We start from the raw sequence: 18,429 nt of genomic DNA, 5'->3' as shown, positions 1-18,429 counted from the left end.
AATAGGGATTGTCGGCTCCATATAGGATGTGTGCTCGGCTTTTGCACCAGCCAAACCGGTGGACCAAAGAGAGGCTGGTATTGCCGAACTTTCCTCACATTGCCGAACTTTCATTGGCGCGGGTTGGCGGTGGGCTTAGATAGGCAAAAGGTCATTTCACGAGGGCTGTTCGCATTGAAGAGACGCCAGATGTCCGACAAGTCCTTGCCACTAAGCCGTCGGCAGGCGCTCCGTCTCGTTGCGGTTACCGCTGGCGGCATATTCCTGCCCGCCGGTGCAAGGGCCGGGAAGGTTTCGCCCTATGCCGGGCTTACCTTGTTCGAAGCCGGTGCCGGCGTCTGCGCCATCACGCCCGAGGTCACCGAAGGGCCGTTCTATTTCGACCCGAAGCTCGAACGCGCCGATATCACCGAGGGCAAGAAGGGCATCGCCCTCAATGTGCGGCTGCAAATCGTCGACGCCGCCTGCCGGTCGCTTCCCGGCGCACGCGTCGACATCTGGCATTGCGACGCCCAGGGCGCCTATTCCGGCTATCCCGGACAGGGCGACGGGCAGGATATCGACACGTCCGGCCAGAGCTTTCTGCGGGGCTGGCAGAGAACCGATGAAAGCGGCATCGCTTCTTTCGCCACCATCTATCCCGGCTGGTATCGCGGCCGCACCACCCACATCCATTTCAAGATCTTCCCCGATGACCACTCGGTAATGACCGGCCAGATGTTCTTCCCCGACAGCCTCAGCGAGCAGATATTCGCCACCGTCGCGCCCTATAAAGATCGCCCGGGCAAACGCGATACATCGAACGCGCGGGACGGCATTGCGCGGCAGGCCGGGCTGCTGTCGCAGGCAGCGCTGCGGGAAATGGCGGACGCCTTTCAGGCCTTGATGGTGGTCGCGGTGAAGGCCGGTTGAGAGCGCCTCGTCACGTTCCCATCCAGCCATTGCGGAAAGTCGTTTGTCATCTAACTGAAATAAACATCTGGCATTAGCCACGGCGAACACCGCGAAGCTTGCCGGCAAAGCTATTTTCCGAGCCGGAATGTTTTCGATCGTCATTGCCAACCGGCGGCCTGCTTCCATGCTGTCCGCTCCGGTTCGGCCGAGGAGGGATGAGCATGGCCAAGGCGGACAAGACTGCAACAATGAGCCGGCTGCATTCGGCGGCGCGGCTGGCGCGCACGGCGCTCGCCGCCCGGCTTCTGGCGCATGGTTTCTATGCCGGCCAGGACCAGATCATGCTGGCGCTCGACCGCGAGGACGGGCAGACGCCCGGCAACCTTGCCGGCCGCCTCGGCGTGCGTCCGCCGACCATCACCAAGACCATCAACCGGCTGCAGGCGCAGGGTTTTCTGGAAAAGCGCGCCTCTTCCGCCGATGCCCGCCAGGCGCATATTTTCCTCACCGACACCGGCCGCGAAATCATCCACGCCATCGAGAAGTCGGTGAAGAAGACCGAAAAGCAGGCATTGAAGGGTCTCGACAAGAAGGATCAGAAAGCGCTGTTCAAGCTGCTTGCCCGCGTCGAGGCGAACCTGTCGAACGGCGAAATGGTGCTCCCGGATGACGAACTGGATATCGAAGACAAGATGCTTGAATAGCTCACGCGTTCGCCGCTGACGGCCGCCGCGTCAGTGCCGACCAGCGTCCCGGTGTGACGCCGAACGCCTTCTTGAAATGCCGATTGAAATGGCTTTGATCACTGAAGCCGGCTGCGATGGCGATTTGCGCCAGCGGCTCGTCGGCTTCGATCATCCGACGGGCTCGCTGAAGCCGGCGCATCAACAGGAACCGGTGCGGGCTGGTCGAGAAGGTCGCGCGAAAATGCCGCGACAGGGCATAACGGTCCAATCCGGTTATCGCCTCCAATTCGTCTGAACGTACAATCCGCGCGACATTTTCCTCCAGGTAGCCGCGCGCCAGGTTGGCGGCGCGCCACGCCGTTTTCGCTACCGGTTTCGCCGGCTGACCGGCGTGCCGGGCCAGGCTTTGCATAAGCTGCGTCATGAAATCGACGACAAATAGGTCGTCCAGTTGCTGATCCAGCGGCCCGAGCGCCGAAAGCAGCGTCGCGCGGAGATCGCGGTCTGTCACCACGGCATTCCTCACGAACGGCAGTGATCCGCCGCCGAGACAGTCGAGCATCAGGGACGGCTCCAAATAGAGCATTCTGTATCGCAAGCCGTCTTCGGTGCCGGCACCGCCATCGTGCAGTTCGTCTGGATGAAGGATAATGATCTGGCCAGGCAGGCTCTGATGCATTTGGCCGCGATAGCTGAAGCGCTGCACGCCATAAAGCGTCACCCCGATCGCATAGGTGTCGTGGCGATGGAGATCGAAGGCGTTGCCGTGGAACCGGGCCTCGATGCGTTCCATGCCGGCAGCACGGGGTGCCGGTACGATGCAGTTTTCGGCTGCATCCACGCACAAACGTCCAAGACCCTGAAAGGCTTCCCCGTCTAGGTCGTGCGGCATCGCTTTTCTCGCAGCCTCGGATTGGCCCCTTTCGGATTGGAACTGTCGCATGTTCGATACGAAATTTGCAATCGTGCTCAAGGATGATCTTCCCGTCTGGCAAAAGCTCAATGTCACCGCCTTTCTGACCAGCGGCATCGTCGCGCAATTTCCCGACATTATCGGCGACCCCTACCGTGATCGCGCCGGCAATATCTACAACCCGCTGTCGATCCAGCCGGTCATCGTGCTTTCGGCGGACGGCCAGACGCTCGGCGCGATCCAGCGGCGGGCGCTGGAGCGTGGTGTGACGGTATCGCTCTATGTCGAGGAAATGTTTTCGACTGGTTATGATCTGGCCAACCGTGCCGTCTTTGCCGAATTTGCGCCGGAGGATGCCAAGGTGGTCGGCATCGCGCTTCGCGCCGAAAAGAAACTCGTCGACAAGATCACCAAGGGCGCCCGCATGCACGCCTGACTCGCCGGCCACCAGCAACAAAACCTGAGCCTGACCTTGTGTCAGTCTCTTTTGGCTTGCCCGCAGGCGACAATTCCCGCATGGGTGAAGGACTGCCTTGCTTCCCGTCCGGCCTGAAATTGAATGCTCCCCCAAGACATGACGAAAGCGCGACATCGCCGGCGGCGATCCTGTGCATGCTTTCCGTCTATGTGTTTTTCACCTTCCTCGACACCAGCAGCAAGTACCTTGTCCTGGCCGGCGTCTCGGCGCTGATCGTCGCCTGGACCCGCTTCGCGGTCCATGTGCTGATCGTCGGCGTGTTTCTGCGCGGATGGCGTGAGCCGCTGCGCTTTCGTCCCGCCAACCTGCCGGCGCACATCACGCGCGGTCTGCTCCTGTTCGGATCGACGATGTTCAACATTCTGGCGCTGCGGACGCTGCAACTGGCGGAAACCACCTCGATCTACTTCTTCGGCCCGATGGTGATCACCGCGCTTGCCGGTCCGTTGCTCGGCGAATGGGCCGGCTGGCGGCGCTGGCTGGCGATCATGAGCGGCTTTGTCGGCGTCCTCATCATCACCCGGCCGGGCGTCGGCGTTTTTGGCGTCGGCCATCTCTTTGCGCTCGGCTCGATGCTGTCGAACAGTTTCTACGTCATCATGACGCGCCGCATGTCGGCTACGGAAACCTCCGAAAGCCTCATCCTGTTTTCGGCGCTGGCGCCGGCCGTGCTGCTTTTGCCGACACTGCCGTTTTCGCCTTCGCTGCCGCAGGATGGCTGGCACTGGTTCATATTGCTGATGCTTGGCGTCTTCGGCGCCATCGGTCATTGGCTTCTTGTGCAGGCCTATCGCCTTGCCACCACCACGGCCCTGGCTCCCTACCCCTATTCGCAGATGATCTGGGATGATCATCTCCGGCCTGATCGTCTTCAACCAGTTTCCCGATCGCTGGACGCTGGTCGGTGCCACAGTCATCGTCGCCAGCGGCCTCTACATCGTTCACCGTGAGCACCGGCTTCGTTTGCGCAACCGCGCGACGCTGGACGCGGAGGCGGAAGCGCTGGCAAAAAAACTTTGATTTGCTCGGAATCGATGGCATAAGAGCCGGCCTTTAAACAGTTTAAATTGCTTCGGGAGCCCAGGGCGCTGGCACAGAAGATCAAGCTTTCGACCATCGCGGATGCGCTCGGCGTGTCCACGGCCACGGTCTCGCTGGCCTTGCGCGACAGCCCGCTGGTCGCCGGCGGCACCCGCGACCGCATCAAGGAACATGCCCGCGCCATCGGCTATATCTACAACCGCCGCGCCGCCAGCCTGCGCACCTCGCGCTCGGGCATAGTCGGCGTCGTCGTCCACGACATCATGAACCCGTTCTTTGCCGAGATATTGCGTTCGATAGAGAGCGAGCTCGACCGCAGCCGGCAAACCTTCATCCTGTCGAACCACTACGACCAGCTCGAGAAACAACGCACTTTCATCGACACGCTTCTGCAGCTCGGCGCTGACGGGGTCATCATGTCGCCGGCCATCGGCACGCCGCCCGAAGACATATTCATGGCCGAGGAGAACGGTCTCCCGGCAGTGCTGATTGCACGCACCGTCGAAGGTGCCGACGTGCCGGTGTTTCGCGGCGACGATGCCTATGGCACCGGGCTTGCCACCAACCATCTGATCTCGCTTGGCCACAAGCGCATCGCAATGATCGGCGGTACCGATCAGACGTCGACCGGCCGCGACCGCTATCAGGGATATGTCAACGCCATGGAGGCGGCGGGGCTTGAGGTCAGGCCGTCCTGGCGCATCGCCGGCCCGCGCACCAAGCAGGCCGGCTTCGAGGCTGCCGGGCAGTTCCTGGCGCTAAAGGACAGGCCGACCGCGGCCTGCTGCTGGAACGACCTCGTCGCCATCGGCCTGATGAACGGCATTGCCCGCGCTGGTCTGGTGCCGGGCATCGACATTTCGGTCACTGGCTATGACGACCTCGAGGAGGCGGCGATCGCGACGCCGGCGCTAACCACGGTCTGGAACGGCCAGCGTGAGGTTGGCCGCCGCGCTGCCAGCGCGCTGCTCGACAAACTCAACGGACAGACGGTGCGGCCGTCGCAGGAACTGATCAAGCCGGAACTGCATGTGCGCCAGTCGACCGGCAAACCGGTGGAACGTGCATGACAAAAACCGACCAGCAAGCTGTTGCCATTCTGGTGCCGGGCCAGTTCAACGACCATGCGGTCGGCCGCATCGACGGGGCGTTCAGCCGCGTCCGGATCGAACGCGCCGATCCGTCGCTGGTCACCGACGAGATGCGCCTTACGGTGCGCGGCATAGCCGCCTTTGGCGGCATAAGCGCCGCGTTGATGGACGCGCTGCCAAAGCTCGAGATTATCGCCAATTTCGGCGTCGGCTATGATTCGGTCGATGTCCACCACGCCGCACGGCGCGGCATCATGGTCACCAACACACCGGATGTGCTGACCGAAGAGGTCGCCGACACGGCGCTCGGCCTGTTGATCAATACCATCCGCGAACTGCCGCGCGCCGAGGCCTGGCTGCGCGACGGAAGTTGGCTGCGCAACGGCAACTATCCACTGAGCCGGCTGACTTTGCGCGGTCGCCGTGTCGGCATCTTCGGCATGGGCCGCATCGGACTCGCCATTGCCCGCCGGCTCGATGCTTTCGGACTGCCCATCGCCTATCACAACCGGCGCCGCGTCGAAGGCCTGTCCTATGACTATCACCCGACGCTGAAAGGTCTCGCCGAGGCGGTCGACACGCTGATCTCGGTGGCGCCCGGCGGGGCCTCGACGGACAAGGCCGTCAATGCCGAAATCCTCTCGGCTCTGGGGCCGAACGGCGTCTTCGTCAATATCGGCCGGGGCAGCACGGTCGACGAACCAGCTCTTGCCGCCGCACTTGCCGGCGGCAGCATCGCCGCTGCCGGGCTAGACGTTTTTGCCGACGAGCCGAACGTGCCTGCGGCGTTGCTTGCCGCGCCCAACACCTCGCTTTTGCCTCATGTCGGCTCGGCCTCGCAGCACACCCGCCGCGCGATGGCGGACCTGTGCGTCGACAATCTGGTCTCGTGGTTTTCTCAGCGCAAGGCGCTGACGCCGGTGCCGGAGACGGCAAACGTCAAGGCGAGGCCGTGACCGCCCTATTGTTAACTTCAGCTTAACCCTTCGGAATCATTCTGCCTCCTTGGCTAGTGTATGTCCCCTTGACAGCACGTGACGGCAAGATGAAGCGCGCCTCCTGATGACATCGAACACGGCGCGCTTGAAATGCGCGGAGAAACAGGATGAAAACGCTTCCCGCATTGATGGCGATTGCTGCGCTGTTAGGCAGCGTCCAGCTGTTTTACGCCGGTAGCGGTCAAAGCCGCGCAGCCAGTGAGCCAGCACCTTCGTCCAGCACCTACAGGCTGGTAGCCCATGGTGACGAGGCGTCTTGTGCGGTCACCCGTGGCGCCGAGATTTCGCAAGGTCTGTCGCTGTTGACGGTCGCCGCGAATTGCCGCCAGGTGTTGCCCGGTGTCGAGCAGGCGAAGTTCTGGCGAGAGCAGGATGACGGCACGGTCACATTCAGCGCCAACGGCACCGATCCGATCGTCATGTTCTCGGTCGCCGATGGCGACGGTTACGAATCCTACGCGCCGGCGCTGCCGCTGCTGACGCTGGCGTCGGCCGGCAACTGACGAGCGCTATTCTGCCGCAGCGCGCGCCCCCGATTTCGCCGCCTGATGCAGCCGCACGGCATCGCCGAAAGCGCGAAATATCTTTACCGAGACGCTGTCCGATTTGACCCAGTATTCGGGATGCCACTGGACGCCGACGGCGAAAGCCCGTGCATCGCGCACCGAGACCGCCTCGACAGTGCCGTCGGCGGCGACCGCTTCGACCTGCAGCTTTGGGCCAAGCCGGTCAACAGCCTGGCGATGCACCGAATTGACCATGATGTCCCCGGCGCCGAAGACCCCGGCCAGGCAGCTGCCGGGTTTTATCGACACGCTCTGGCGGATGGCGAAGCGTTCGTCCTGATTGTCGCTTGCCGGCGCACGATGATCGAGCGAGCCGGCGCGTTCCTGGATTTCAGTGGCCAGCGTGCCACCCAGCGCCACATTCATCTCCTGGATGCCGCGGCAGATCGCGAGCAGCGGTACTCCGCGCTCCACCGCCCTGCGGATCAGCGGCAGCGTGGTGGCGTCGCGGGCGGGGTCGTAGGGACCATTGGCTTCACTGGCGTCACCGCCGTAGAGCGAGGGATGAACGTTGGACTTCGAACCGGTGACCATGACGCCGTCGACGGCGGAAAGCAGTTCATCGAAGTCGAGCCGGTCGCCGAAGGACGGTACCAGCAGCGGGAACACGCCTGCCCCCGAAAGCGCTGCTTCAAGATATTGCTGCGGCGCGGCATGCCAGGTGTAATTGTCGAACTGGCGGACGTCGGTCGATATGGCGACGAGCGGCTGGTGCATTTGGTCCGGATACCATCGGGTGCAACGAATTATCTGCCTGCAAAATAGGCGATCCAAAGGCGCATTTCCATGGCAAGTTTCGGCGTGTCGCGTAGGCCAGTTAATCGACCTTAGACTATAGTTGCAAGATCTGGCCCAACGCCGTGAATTTCCCCGAAATGCGCCACTCAAACCGGGCTGCCGCGCTGGACTCGACTCCTTGCCTGTGTATTGTCGGCTCGAAGCCGATCCGGGCGCCGAAGCGTCCCGAATGTCGGTCAGTTGATTCAAAAGGGAGGAACTTCATGGATCGTCGTTCGTTCATCCGCAAGGCCGGCACCACCGGTTTCGGCGCTGCGGCCGCTGCCGCGGCACTTGCTGCGCCGGCCATCGCCCAGTCCAATCCGAAAGTGACCTGGCGGCTGGCGTCGTCCTTCCCGAAGTCGCTCGATACGATCTATGGCGGTGCCGAAGTGTTTTCCAAGATGCTGTCGGAGGCGACCGACGGCAACTTCCAGGTCCAGGTCTTCGCCTCCGGTGAACTCGTTCCCGGCCTGCAGGCCGCCGATGCCACCACAGCCGGCACGGTCGAGGCCTGCCATACTGTGGCATACTATTACTGGGGCAAGGACCCGACCTGGGCGCTGGGAGCGGCGGTTCCGTTTTCGCTCAACGCGCGCGGCATCAATGCCTGGCACTATCATGGCGGCGGCATCGATCTGTTCAACGAGTTCCTGGCGACGCAGGGTCTGTTCGGGCTGCCGGGCGGCAATACCGGCGTGCAGATGGGCGGCTGGTTTCGCAAGGAGATCAAAACGGTTGCCGACCTTTCCGGCCTCAAGATGCGTATCGGCGGTTTTGCCGGCAAAGTGGTGCAAAGGCTCGGCGTGGTTCCGCAGCAGATCGCCGGTGGCGACATTTATCCGGCGCTGGAAAAGGGCACGATCGATGCCGCCGAATGGGTTGGCCCTTATGATGACGAGAAGCTCGGCTTCTACAAGGTTGCGCCCTATTACTACTATCCCGGCTGGTGGGAAGGTGGACCGACCGTCCATCTGATGTTCAACAAGGCGAAATACGACGAACTTTCGCCGGCTTACAAGTCGCTGGTGCACACTGCCGCCCAAGCGGCCGATGCCAACATGCTGCAGAAATACGACTACCTCAACCCGGCGGCGGTGAAGCGGCTGGTTGCCGGCGGCGCCAAGTTGAGTCCGTTCAGCCAGGAGATCATGGCCGCCTGCTTCGAAAAGGCCAACGAGGTCTATGCCGAGATGGAAGCCTCGAACGCGCCGTTCAAGAAGATCTGGGACTCGATCAAGGCGTTCCGCAAGGAGCATTATCTCTGGGCGCAGGTGGCCGAGTACAACTACGACACCTTCATGATGGTCCAGCAGCGCAACAGCAAGCTCTGAACCTTGCTGCTCTGCGGCGCCGGCGTTCCTTCGGGACGCTGGCGCCGCAGCGCATTCCGTTTGCGATCAGCCGGGCACCACCAGAACCTTGACCTCGCCTGGCGCAGGCGGATTGGCGATCACTGCAGCTGACTCTTCAAGCGTGACCTGCCGCGATATCAGCCGGTCTACCTCGATAGCCCCCGAAGCGATAAGATCGGCGGCCCGGCGATGGGTAAAGGGATTGAGGAAGGAGCCCAGGACCTTCAATTCGCGGAACAGCAGGTCGAACGGTTCGAACGCCGCTTTCATGCCTTGCGGCATAACGCCGACGACGACAATTGTGCCGCCCGCTTTGGCCAGCCGCATCGCCTGCTCAACAGTGTCTTTCACGCCGGCGCATTCGAACACCACGTCGACGCCGCCCGGCATCAAACCCGACCGGCCGACGACCGCATCGGTGACATCGAAGGCGCTGGGATCGAGCGTCGCCGTTGCGCCAAGTTGCTCGGCAAGAGCCCGCCGCGAGGCCTGACGCGTCGACAGGACGATGGTCGTCGCACCGGCGAGCTTTGCCAGCTGAACGGTGAGCAGGCCGATCACGCCGCCGCCGAGCACCGCGACCGACGAGCCTGGTTTGATCGCGGCAAGGTCCACGCCATGCAGGCAGCAGCCGAGCGGCTCGCAGAAAGCACCATGCGTAGGCTTCAGATCGCCTGGCAAGGCGAAGGCCTGTTTCTGCGGCAAGGCAAGATATTCGGCAAAGCCGCCGTCGCGATGGATGCCGATGGCACGCAGATTGCTGCAGAGATTGACTCGGCCCGCCTGACAATGCGCACAGCGCCCGCAGGCAATATTGGGATCGCCGGTGACGCGGTCGCCGACCGAAAAGCCGGATACCGCAGGTCCGATCGCCTCGACGATGCCGGAGAATTCATGCCCGAGCGTCACCGGCGGCGTGCACGGGAATTCACCATGGAAAAGATGTCTGTCGGTGCCGCAGACGCCGCACGCCTCGATCCGTACCAGCAGATCGCTCGGCCCGGCGGTCGGTTTCTCGACCTCGCACACGGCGAGGCCGCCCACTCGCTCCAACCGAACCGCCTTCATGGCTGCCGGGCCTTCCTCAGTTGAAACTCGCCTCAGTTGAAACTCGGGGGCTGCGACAGATCGATTGCCGGTGCCGCCGGCTTCGCGGGCGGCTTTTCGTCGAAGCTCGGCGGCTGCGACAAATCCGGCGTGGAAGGTGAGGCCGGGGCAGTGCCGCCGTTGGCCGGCGGCGTGCCGAGCGGCGACAAGCCGATGCCAGGCGTTTCCGGCACCTGGTAGTTGATGGTGCCCGGATCGACGACGGTGCCTTTGTAGTGCATCACCATCTGCGGGAAAGCGATGGTCAGGCCGATCATGATTACCTGGATACAGACGAAGGGCACTGCGCCCCAATAGATCTGCCCTGTGGTGACCGGCGCGATCTGCTTGCCGGTGAGCCGGTCGAGATAGGGCACGCGCGCGGCGACCGAGCGCAGATAAAACAGCGCGAAGCCGAAGGGCGGATGCATGAAGGAGGTCTGCATGTTGACGCCTAAAAGCACGCCGAACCAGATCAGGTCGATGCCGAGCTTGTCGGCCGCCGGCGCCAAAAGCGGCACGATGATGAAGGCAAGCTCGAAAAAGTCGAGGAAGAAGGCGAGCACGAAGACGAGGATGTTGACGCCAATCAGGAAACCGACTTCACCGCCCGGCAGCGAGGTCAACAGGTGCTCGACCCAGATGTGGCCATTGACCCCGTAAAAGGTAAGCGAGAACACCCGCGCGCCGATCAGGATGAACAGAACGAAGGACGACAGCCTGGTCGTCGAGGCCAGCGCCTGCTTGACCACGTCGAGCGACAGCCGCCCCTTCATCGCCGCCATTGCCAGCGCGCCGACGGCGCCCATGGCGCCGCCTTCCGTCGGCGTGGCGATGCCGAGGAAGATGGTGCCCAGCACCAGGAAGATCAGCGCCAGCGGCGGGATCAGGACGATGATCACCTGCTGTGCCAGCCTCGACATCAGGTTGATCTTCAGGCGCTGGTCGACGATCGCCACGACATAGATGAAGATGACGCCAATAGTGGCGCCGAGGATATCGGCGTTGCCGCCATGGTTCGGCGCAAGGTAGCGATACGCCGCATAGGAAACCACCACCGCCGCCAGCACCGCCGCCAGCAGCGACAGCACACCGTGGCCGAGCGTGCGGGCCTCCAGCGGCAGGGCCGGCATCGACTTCGGCCGGAAGATCGACATGAGCAGGATGTAGAGCATGTAGATGCCGGTCAAAATGAGCCCGGGGATCAGCGCCCCCTTGTACATATCGCCGACCGAGCGGCCGAGCTGGTCGGCCAGCACGATCAGCACCAGCGACGGCGGGATGATCTGGGCGAGCGTCCCGGACGCGGCAATGACGCCGGATGCCAGCCGCCGGTCGTAGCCGTAGCGCAGCATGATCGGCAGCGAAATCAGACCCATGGCAATGACGGAGGCCGCCACCACGCCGGTCGTCGCGGCGAGCAGCGCGCCAACGAAAATCACGGCATAGGCAAGGCCACCACGGACCGGTCCGAACAGCTGGCCGATCGTGTCGAGCAGGTCTTCGGCCATGCCGGATCGTTCGAGCACGATGCCCATGAAGGTGAAGAACGGGATCGCCAGCAGCGTATCGTTCGACATCACCCGGCTGCCATAGAAATTATCCGGCAACGCGTGCAGCAACGGCCAGGCGAGATTGATCGAGCCGCCCGAATAGGGCGACAGAAGCACGCCGATGAAGAAGAACATCAGGCCGTTGGCGGCGAGCGAGAAGGCGACGGGATAGCCGATCAGCAGGAAGACGACCAGCGAGGCGAACATGATCGGCGCCATGTTCTGGGCGATGAACTCGATCACGAGCGCACCTCTTCGACGAGCGCCTTGGCTTCTAGCTCGGCCTGCTCATGCACCGATATGAACGGAGTGGGATCGTCCATCTGACCGCGCATGATGGCTATTTTCTTGATGATTTCGGAAATGCCCTGCAGCGCGAGCAGAAAAAAGCCGACCAGCAGAATCGCCTTCGCCGGCCAGATGATCAGCCCGCCGGAATTGTTCGACATCTCGCCGCTGCGATACGACAGCGACACATAGGGAACGAAATAGACGACCATCAACGTCACGAACGGCATCAGGAAGAAGACGTGACCGAAAAGGTCTATCCAGTGCTGCACACGGCGCGAGAACATGCCGTAGACGATATCGATGCGGATATGGTCGTTCTGTTTCAGAGTGTAGGCGGCGGCCAGCATGAAGGCGGCGCCGAACAGATACCATTGCAATTCCAGCCAGGCGTTCGAGGACATGTCGAACACCTTGCGGATCACGGCGTTGGCGGCGCTTACCAGGATCGCCAGCAGGATCAGCCACGAAACCCATTTGCCGATGAATTCGTTCAAACGGTCAATGGCTCTGGAAAGAGCGAGAAGCCCTGCCATGCATTCCTCCCTTGTGTCGGAGCGCGCCGGTTCCCTGTCCGTCGCGTCGCTGTGGACCAACGGTATGCAGTGCGTGGTTCGGCGGGTCAACATCGGACAGCCCGCATAAACACAGTTGTGAGGCGGCCGCCGGCAAAATGCTGCCGCGTCCTTTGCATGTCCAAGGGGACATGTGGTTCATTCATCCAACCAAAGTCGGATGCGGCTCAGGCAATCTTCTGTTGGTCGCGGCCGGAGCCGATCAGCACAAGCATGGCGACGAGGAACAGGTACATCCACCCGTCCCGCCATTCGAGCGGGAAATAGCCGGCCCATAGCGATTCGGCCATGCCGAAAGCGGCGGCGCCCAGTGCCGCCCGCAAAGGCGAGAGATAGCCGCCCACTGCGGTCACGAACAGGATTTTCAACCCGTAGACCAACCCTGTGCCGAAGCTGATGTTGCCGTAGTAGAAGGCGGCGAGCACGCCAGCCATTGCCGCGCAAAGGCCGCCGAAAAGCACCGCCCGCCGAAACACCGCGCGGACATCGACGCCGCACATCGCAGCGGCCTTTGGATCGTCGGATACGGCACGCCAGCTTCGGCCGAAGCTGGAATGTGTGAACCCCCACGCAGCCAGCGAAATAGCCGCCAGCACGGCGGCGCAATCGAGCAACTGAATCAGTGTCAACGTCGCCTTGAAGCTGGCATTCTGCGCGAAGACGATGGTCTGGGCCAGCATTGGCGGCAACCATAGGTCATGGGTATCGGCGGCGATGCGGCTGGCTTCCGACAAGACCAGCAATATGCCGAGCGTGGTCACCACGATGGCGTTGGGCGAGCGGGCGGCCAGCGGTTCGAAGATGCTTCGCGACAGGACATGGCTGAGCAGCGCCGCATAAAGGAATGCCGCCGCTACGCCGAGCGCGACCGATGCAAACAGCGTCAGCCACAGCGCCTGATAGCCGAACGCCGCGGTGAGGATCATCGTATGCCCGCAAAAGGCGAACAGCGCGCCATAGGCAAGATTGGTGCGGTGCAGGATGCCGTTGGTCAGCACGTAGCCGAAGGCAAGCAATGCGTAGAGCGCGCCCGAATGCAGCCCGTTCAGAACCTGCTGGAAGAAATAGAGCATGCAAGACCCTCGATGCATGCCCCACATCGGGGCGGGGCTTGGGACGAACGACATTCTCGATACGGCGATCGCGCCACTGACGAGCGTTGCACCCGGAATCTAACTTGTCAAACGCGATTTATCGGTTAGATTCACGATATGACAGTATCCTGGACTCCGCACCGCTTCACCGGTGGCATGCTGGCGCTCGACACGGCGAACACCGTCGTTTTGCGGAACGATCCGGAGGAAACTTTCGACCGTTTCGACGATCGGGCCGAGATCGCCCGCTTTGCCGAAGCCGCGAGTGGCTTTCGCGCCGCCGAGCTGGGCGGCAGGCGGCTCATAGCGCCGGCGCCTGAAAAGATCGCACCGGTGGTGCTGTCGATTCGCGAGACGACCGATCGGCTGTTTCGTGGCGCGGTATCGAAAGGTGCGATCGACACCGCCGACATGCCTGAATTCCTGGAAGCCTGCGCCGATGGCCTCGCCCATGGCCACACCGAAATCGGCACGCCCGGAAAACCGTTCGGCGATCCGGCAACGCCGATCGCCTTCGAGGTGGCGCTTGCGGTCTCGGCGCTGTCGCTGCTGCGCAGCGACACCATCGCCAGGCTGAGGATATGTCCGAACTGCAGCTGGCTGTTTGTCGACAAAAGCCGCAATTCCAGCCGCCTCTGGTGCGACATGGCGGTGTGCGGCAACCGCCAGAAGGCAAACCGATACTATCGACGCCGGACCGCGGCCAGGGAGGTCACCAATGTCTAAGAAATATTCGCGCGCGATGGTTGTCGTCGCGGCGTTGTTCGCGGCGGCCGCGCTCGGCGCCTGCCGTGATTCCGGCAAGGACCAGCTGTTCGCCATTTCCGGGAAGCTGTTCGAGTTCAACTACCGGCTGGGTATCGCCACCTACGTCATCACCCTCAATCCGCTGCGGCCGGTGGGTGAGGGGCAGGTCGCCGTGGTCTCCTTCCAGAACCCGGCCGGTGGTGATCCGATCATCGTCACCCAGAAAATATGGCCGAAGCTGCCGCATGTGACGCTCACCAGCCCGCCGCTCACCTGCGTTGTCAAGGACAAGCCCTATGCGGTGTCGATCCGCATCGAGGATTCCAGCGGCCAGTTGCTGCAGAGTTTCGAGACCACTCTGACGTCCTCGCTCGACCAGTCGGTCCTGCCCGACCGGCCCCTGGTGGTCGGGCCAGTCTACGAGCTCAACAAGGACTTGGCCGGCCATGTCGACGGCAAGCTGCCCGGTGAACCGAAGCCCAGTTGCCCAAAGGCTGCATGATGCGTCACCAGCGGCACCGACCGCCGCCGGAGTTTTCGTGCTCGGCCATCCTCCCCGACAGGCGTTTCGTGGCGCCACACGGCCGCGCACCGATCGTTTGTTGCGGACCGCCTGGCACCTTCGATTTCGTTTGACCTCCCCGGCAAGGGAAGAAAGACTGTAGGCACTCGACTCCGACGTTGGCCGTGCATCTCCTGGCACGGTCTCCGCACAGGAAACGCCTGATGACGCTGCACAACGTCGCGCTCGACGACAAGTTCGACCTGGCAAAGGAGCGCATCTTCCTGTCGGGTGCCCAGGCAGTCATCCGCATGCTTCTGATGCAGCGCGAGCGCGACCGCCGGGCTGGCCTGAACACCGCCGGTTTCGTCTCCGGCTATCGTGGCTCGCCGCTCGGCGGCCTCGACATGCAGCTGTGGAAGGCCAGAAACCAGCTCGCGCAGTCGGACATCGTCTTCCAGCCCGGTCTCAATGAGGAGCTCGCCGCCACCGCGTGCTGGGGCTCGCAGCAGGCGGAATTGCTGGGCGAGGGTACCCATGACGGCGTTTTTTCGGTCTGGTACGGCAAGGGTCCGGGCGTCGACCGCTCCGGCGACGTGTTCCGCCACGCCAATCTCGCCGGGTCGTCGAAACATGGCGGCGTGTTAGCCCTGATGGGTGACGACCACATGGCCGAGTCCTCGACCAACGCGCATGCCACCGAGTTCCTGTTCGTCGACACCATGGTGCCGATCCTCAATCCGGCCGGCGTCCAGGAGATCATCGACTACGGCCTCTACGGCTTTGCCATGTCGCGTTTTGCCGGCACCTGGGCGGCGATCAAATGCGTCAAGGACAACATCGAATCGACGGCCTCGGTCGATGCCGCGCTCGACCGGCTAGATATCGTCGTCCCGGACTTCGACATGCCGCCCGGCGGCCTCAACATCCGTAACGAGATCGACATGCTCGGCCAGGAGGAGCGGTTGCATGAATACAAGCGCGCCGCAGCTTCCGCCTTCATCCACGCCAATGGGCTGAACCGGATCGTCTATTCGGGCGGCAGCAGCGCCAGGCTTGGCATCGTCACCATCGGCAAGAGTTATCTCGACGTTCGCCAGGCGCTGGAGGATATCGGCATCGACGAAGCGGCCGCCAATCGTATCGGCATCAGGCTGTTCAAGGTCGGCTGCCCGTGGCCGCTCGACCTGCAGCACGTCGCCGACTTTGCTCGCGGCCTCGATACCATCGTCGTCGTCGAGGAGAAAAGGTCGCTGATCGAGGTGCAACTGCGCGAGAACCTTTACGGCACCGCCACGCAGCCGGTCATCGTCGGCAAGAAGGACGAGCGCGGCGACTGGCTGTTCCCGGCCAAGGGCGCGCTCGACTCCAACGACATTGCCATTGCGCTCGGCGAGAGGATTTTGCGAACGATCGGCCCGTCGGAAGAAATCGCCGCGCGGGTGGCGAAGTTGCGCCAGTTCCAGGCGATGCTGGCCGACACGTCAGACATCGCCTCGCGTACGCCGTTCTTCTGCTCCGGCTGCCCACACAATTCCTCGACCAAGGTGCCGGACGGCTCGCTCGCCGCCGCCGGAATCGGCTGTCATTTCATGGCGTTATGGATGGACCGCAATACGGTAGGCTTCACTGCCATGGGCGGCGAGGGCGCGCAGTGGGTCGGCCAGGCGCCGTTCTCGAAGCGCGAGCACATCTTCCAGAATCTGGGCGATGGCACCTACAACCACTCGGGCGTGCTGGCGATCCGCTTCGCGCTGTCGACCGACGCCAACATCACCTACAAGATCCTCTACAATGACGCCGTCGCGATGACCGGCGGGCAGCCGCACGAAGGCGGCCTGACGGTGGACATGATCGCCAGGCAGGTGCGCGCCGAGGGCGTCCAGCGCATCGCCATCGTTACCGACGAGCCGGACAAATATACCGGCAAGGTGGAATTTCCCGCCGGCGCCACTATCCATCACCGCGACGACCTCGATCTCATCCAGCGCGAGTTGCGCTCGGTCAAAGGCGTCTCGGTGCTGCTCTACGACCAGACTTGCGCTGCCGAGAAGCGTCGTCGGCGCAAGCGCGGCACCTTCCCCGATCCCGACAAGCGTATCTTCATCAACGAGCTGGTCTGCGAAGGCTGCGGCGATTGCGGCGTGCAGTCGAATTGCGTCTCGATCCAGCCGGTCGAGACGGAATTCGGCCGCAAGCGCAAGATCGACCAGTCGAGCTGCAACAAGGACTTCTCTTGCGTCAACGGTTTCTGCCCGTCCTTCGTCACCGTCCACGGCGCCAAAATCAGGAAAGCCGAAGGCATAGCCGGCGCGGCCGACCCGCTCGCGGGTGTGCCGGCGCCGGCGCAATTTGCGCTCGGTGAACAAGGCTGGGCGGCGATCATCGACGGTGTCGGCGGCACTGGCGTCGTCACCATAGGCGCGGTGCTAGGCATGGCCGCACATCTGGAAGGCAAGGGCTGCGGCATGATCGACATGGCCGGCCTCGCCCAGAAGGGCGGCTCCGTGTTCACCCATGTCCGCATCGCCCGCACGCCGGACGACATCCACGCCATTCGGGTATCGGCCGGCAAGGCTGACCTCGTGCTTGGCTGCGATCTCGTCGTTTCGGGTGCCAAGAAGGTGCTGGCCGCGGTGCGCGAAGGCCATACCATCTTCCTCGCCAACACCGCCGAGATCATGCCGGGCGAGTTCGCCCGTTCGGCCGATTTCTCGCTGCCCGTCGAGCGGCTGAAGAAAGCGATAAGAACGGCCGCAGGCGACGACAAGACGCATTTCTTCGACGCCACCCGCACCGCCACCGCGCTGTTCGGCAGCTCGCTTGGCGCGAACATGTTCATGCTCGGCTTCGCCTTCCAGCATGGCGGCCTGCCGCTGTCGGCGGAGGCGGTCGAGAAGGCGATCGAACTCAACGGCGAGGCGGTGGCGATGAATGTCGCGGCATTTCGCTGGGGCCGCCGCGCTGCCCACCAGCCGGATTTCGTGCGCGGCCCTCTCGCCCAGCCGGGCAAGGCCACGCAGCCTGCCGCCATTGCCGAGACGCTGGACGACATCATTGCCCGCCGCGTCGCCTTCCTGACCGCCTATCAGAACGCCGCCTATGGCAGGCGCTATGCCGACAGACTGGCGGCGCTGCGCAAGGCCGAAACCGATGCTGTGCCCGGCTCGACCGTGGTGACCGAAGCTGCCGCGAAGAACCTGTTCAAGCTGATGGCGATCAAGGACGAATACGAGGTGGCGCGGCTTTATACGGACGGCTCCTTTGCCGCAGAGCTCGCAAAGCAGTTCCAGAGCTATGGCAAGCTTGAATTCCATCTCGCACCGCCGATCATGGGCAGGCGCGGCAGTGACGGGAAGCCGAAGAAATCGAGCTTTGGCCCGTGGATGATGAACGGGTTCCGCCTGCTGGCGGCGATGAGGGGGCTGCGCGGCACCGCTTTCGACCTGTTCGGCTACAGCGCCGAGAGGCGTATGGAGCGGCAGCTTCTTGCCCTCTATGAAGCCGACCTGGAGCTTGTCGCCGGCGCGCTGGCGCCGGGCAAGATCGAGGCCGCTGGCGCGCTTGTTTCGGTACCGGCGCTCATCCGCGGCTTTGGCCACGTCAAGCAGGCCAGTGCCGAAAAAGCCGCCGGCGAACGCCAGCGCCTGCTCGACCGCCTCTCGAGGGCGCCGCTGCGGCCGCAACTTCAAGCCGCCGAATGATTCCGCGCTCTGACACCCCTTGTTTACCTGAACTGTAGTTTCCCTGCTTCCGCGGCGTCACCAATGGATGCCGGCAGGGCT

The 18,429-nt window shown here is 63.1% G+C and carries 16 protein-coding genes and 1 pseudogene; 11 read left to right on the top strand and 6 right to left on the bottom strand.

Going from position 1 to position 18,429, the window contains the following annotated elements; translation table 11 throughout:
* Positions 1-189: 189 nt before the first annotated feature.
* Complete coding sequence (locus tag NKJ35_RS25375; RefSeq protein WP_352650082.1) at positions 190-912, top strand: intradiol ring-cleavage dioxygenase; 723 nt, start codon at positions 190-192, stop codon at positions 910-912.
* Positions 913-1,115: 203 nt separating this feature from the next.
* Positions 1,116-1,598, top strand: a complete 483-nt coding sequence (locus tag NKJ35_RS25370; RefSeq protein WP_254816029.1) for a MarR family winged helix-turn-helix transcriptional regulator — start codon at positions 1,116-1,118, stop codon at positions 1,596-1,598.
* Position 1,599: 1 nt separating this feature from the next.
* Here NKJ35_RS25370 and NKJ35_RS25365 read toward each other — a convergent pair whose 3' ends face one another.
* Entirely contained in the window at positions 1,600-2,472 is an 873-nt protein-coding gene (locus NKJ35_RS25365) for an AraC family transcriptional regulator (protein ID WP_352650080.1), read from the bottom strand.
* A gap of 49 nt (positions 2,473-2,521) precedes the next feature.
* On the opposite strand from NKJ35_RS25365, the gene NKJ35_RS25360 reads away from it, so the two are divergent.
* The 5 genes and pseudogenes from NKJ35_RS25360 (at position 2,522) to NKJ35_RS25340 (ending at position 6,604) form a co-directional block, all read left to right on the top strand.
* Positions 2,522-2,929, top strand: coding sequence for a DUF2000 family protein (locus NKJ35_RS25360; protein ID WP_254816031.1), 408 nt, complete (start codon positions 2,522-2,524; stop codon positions 2,927-2,929).
* 176 nt (positions 2,930-3,105) lie between these two features.
* A pseudogene (locus tag NKJ35_RS25355) lies at positions 3,106-3,991 on the top strand (DMT family transporter).
* A 68-nt stretch (positions 3,992-4,059) separates the two neighbouring features.
* Entirely contained in the window at positions 4,060-5,082 is a 1,023-nt protein-coding gene (locus tag NKJ35_RS25350) for a LacI family DNA-binding transcriptional regulator (protein WP_254816382.1), read from the top strand.
* Complete coding sequence (locus NKJ35_RS25345; RefSeq protein WP_352650078.1) at positions 5,079-6,059, top strand: 2-hydroxyacid dehydrogenase; 981 nt, start codon at positions 5,079-5,081, stop codon at positions 6,057-6,059. The genes NKJ35_RS25350 and NKJ35_RS25345 overlap by 4 nt, the downstream gene beginning before the upstream one ends.
* Before the next feature lie 149 nt (positions 6,060-6,208).
* Positions 6,209-6,604, top strand: coding sequence for a hypothetical protein (locus NKJ35_RS25340; protein WP_352650076.1), 396 nt, complete (start codon positions 6,209-6,211; stop codon positions 6,602-6,604).
* 6 nt (positions 6,605-6,610) lie between these two features.
* On the opposite strand, the gene NKJ35_RS25335 is transcribed toward NKJ35_RS25340, so the two are convergent.
* Entirely contained in the window at positions 6,611-7,384 is a 774-nt protein-coding gene (locus tag NKJ35_RS25335; protein ID WP_352650075.1) for a gamma-glutamyl-gamma-aminobutyrate hydrolase family protein, read from the bottom strand.
* 284 nt (positions 7,385-7,668) lie between these two features.
* On the opposite strand from NKJ35_RS25335, the gene NKJ35_RS25330 reads away from it, so the two are divergent.
* Positions 7,669-8,778 carry a TRAP transporter substrate-binding protein gene (locus tag NKJ35_RS25330; RefSeq protein ID WP_352650073.1) on the top strand — a complete coding sequence of 370 codons (1,110 nt, stop codon included), beginning with the start codon at positions 7,669-7,671 and terminating at the stop codon, positions 8,776-8,778.
* A gap of 66 nt (positions 8,779-8,844) precedes the next feature.
* Here NKJ35_RS25330 and NKJ35_RS25325 read toward each other — a convergent pair whose 3' ends face one another.
* The 4 genes from NKJ35_RS25325 to NKJ35_RS25310 all read right to left on the bottom strand — a co-directional run bounded on the left by NKJ35_RS25325 (position 8,845) and on the right by NKJ35_RS25310 (position 13,374).
* Positions 8,845-9,867 (bottom strand): zinc-dependent alcohol dehydrogenase family protein, encoded by a 1,023-nt coding sequence (locus tag NKJ35_RS25325; RefSeq protein ID WP_352650071.1) that lies wholly within the window; start codon positions 9,865-9,867, stop codon positions 8,845-8,847.
* A gap of 32 nt (positions 9,868-9,899) precedes the next feature.
* The gene (locus NKJ35_RS25320; protein ID WP_352480106.1) at positions 9,900-11,678 is read right to left on the bottom strand and encodes a TRAP transporter large permease; all 1,779 of its coding nucleotides are present in this window, start codon (positions 11,676-11,678) and stop codon (positions 9,900-9,902) included.
* A complete protein-coding gene (locus NKJ35_RS25315; protein WP_292658329.1) occupies positions 11,678-12,262 on the bottom strand; it encodes a TRAP transporter small permease subunit in 585 nt (194 codons plus the stop codon). The genes NKJ35_RS25320 and NKJ35_RS25315 overlap by 1 nt, the downstream gene beginning before the upstream one ends.
* A 206-nt stretch (positions 12,263-12,468) precedes the next feature.
* On the bottom strand, positions 12,469-13,374 hold the full coding sequence (locus NKJ35_RS25310) for a branched-chain amino acid ABC transporter permease (protein ID WP_352650069.1): 906 nt from the start codon (positions 13,372-13,374) through the stop codon (positions 12,469-12,471).
* Positions 13,375-13,512: 138 nt separating this feature from the next.
* On the opposite strand from NKJ35_RS25310, the gene NKJ35_RS25305 reads away from it, so the two are divergent.
* From NKJ35_RS25305 to NKJ35_RS25295, 3 genes are all read left to right on the top strand, one after another.
* Entirely contained in the window at positions 13,513-14,121 is a 609-nt protein-coding gene (locus tag NKJ35_RS25305; protein ID WP_352650068.1) for a CGNR zinc finger domain-containing protein, read from the top strand.
* The gene (locus NKJ35_RS25300; RefSeq protein ID WP_352650066.1) at positions 14,114-14,644 is read left to right on the top strand and encodes a hypothetical protein; all 531 of its coding nucleotides are present in this window, start codon (positions 14,114-14,116) and stop codon (positions 14,642-14,644) included. Before NKJ35_RS25305 ends, NKJ35_RS25300 begins: the two co-directional genes overlap by 8 nt.
* Positions 14,645-14,868: 224 nt before the next feature.
* A complete protein-coding gene (locus NKJ35_RS25295; protein ID WP_352650064.1) occupies positions 14,869-18,348 on the top strand; it encodes an indolepyruvate ferredoxin oxidoreductase family protein in 3,480 nt (1,159 codons plus the stop codon).
* The last annotated feature ends 81 nt before the right edge of the window (positions 18,349-18,429 follow it).

Origin of the sequence: Mesorhizobium sp. M0136 (genome assembly GCF_040322515.1) — a bacterium.
Taxonomy (GTDB): domain Bacteria; phylum Pseudomonadota; class Alphaproteobacteria; order Rhizobiales; family Rhizobiaceae; genus Mesorhizobium.
The sequence above is the reverse complement of the archived record's forward strand: the minus strand, read 5'-3'. Positions and strand labels throughout refer to the sequence as shown.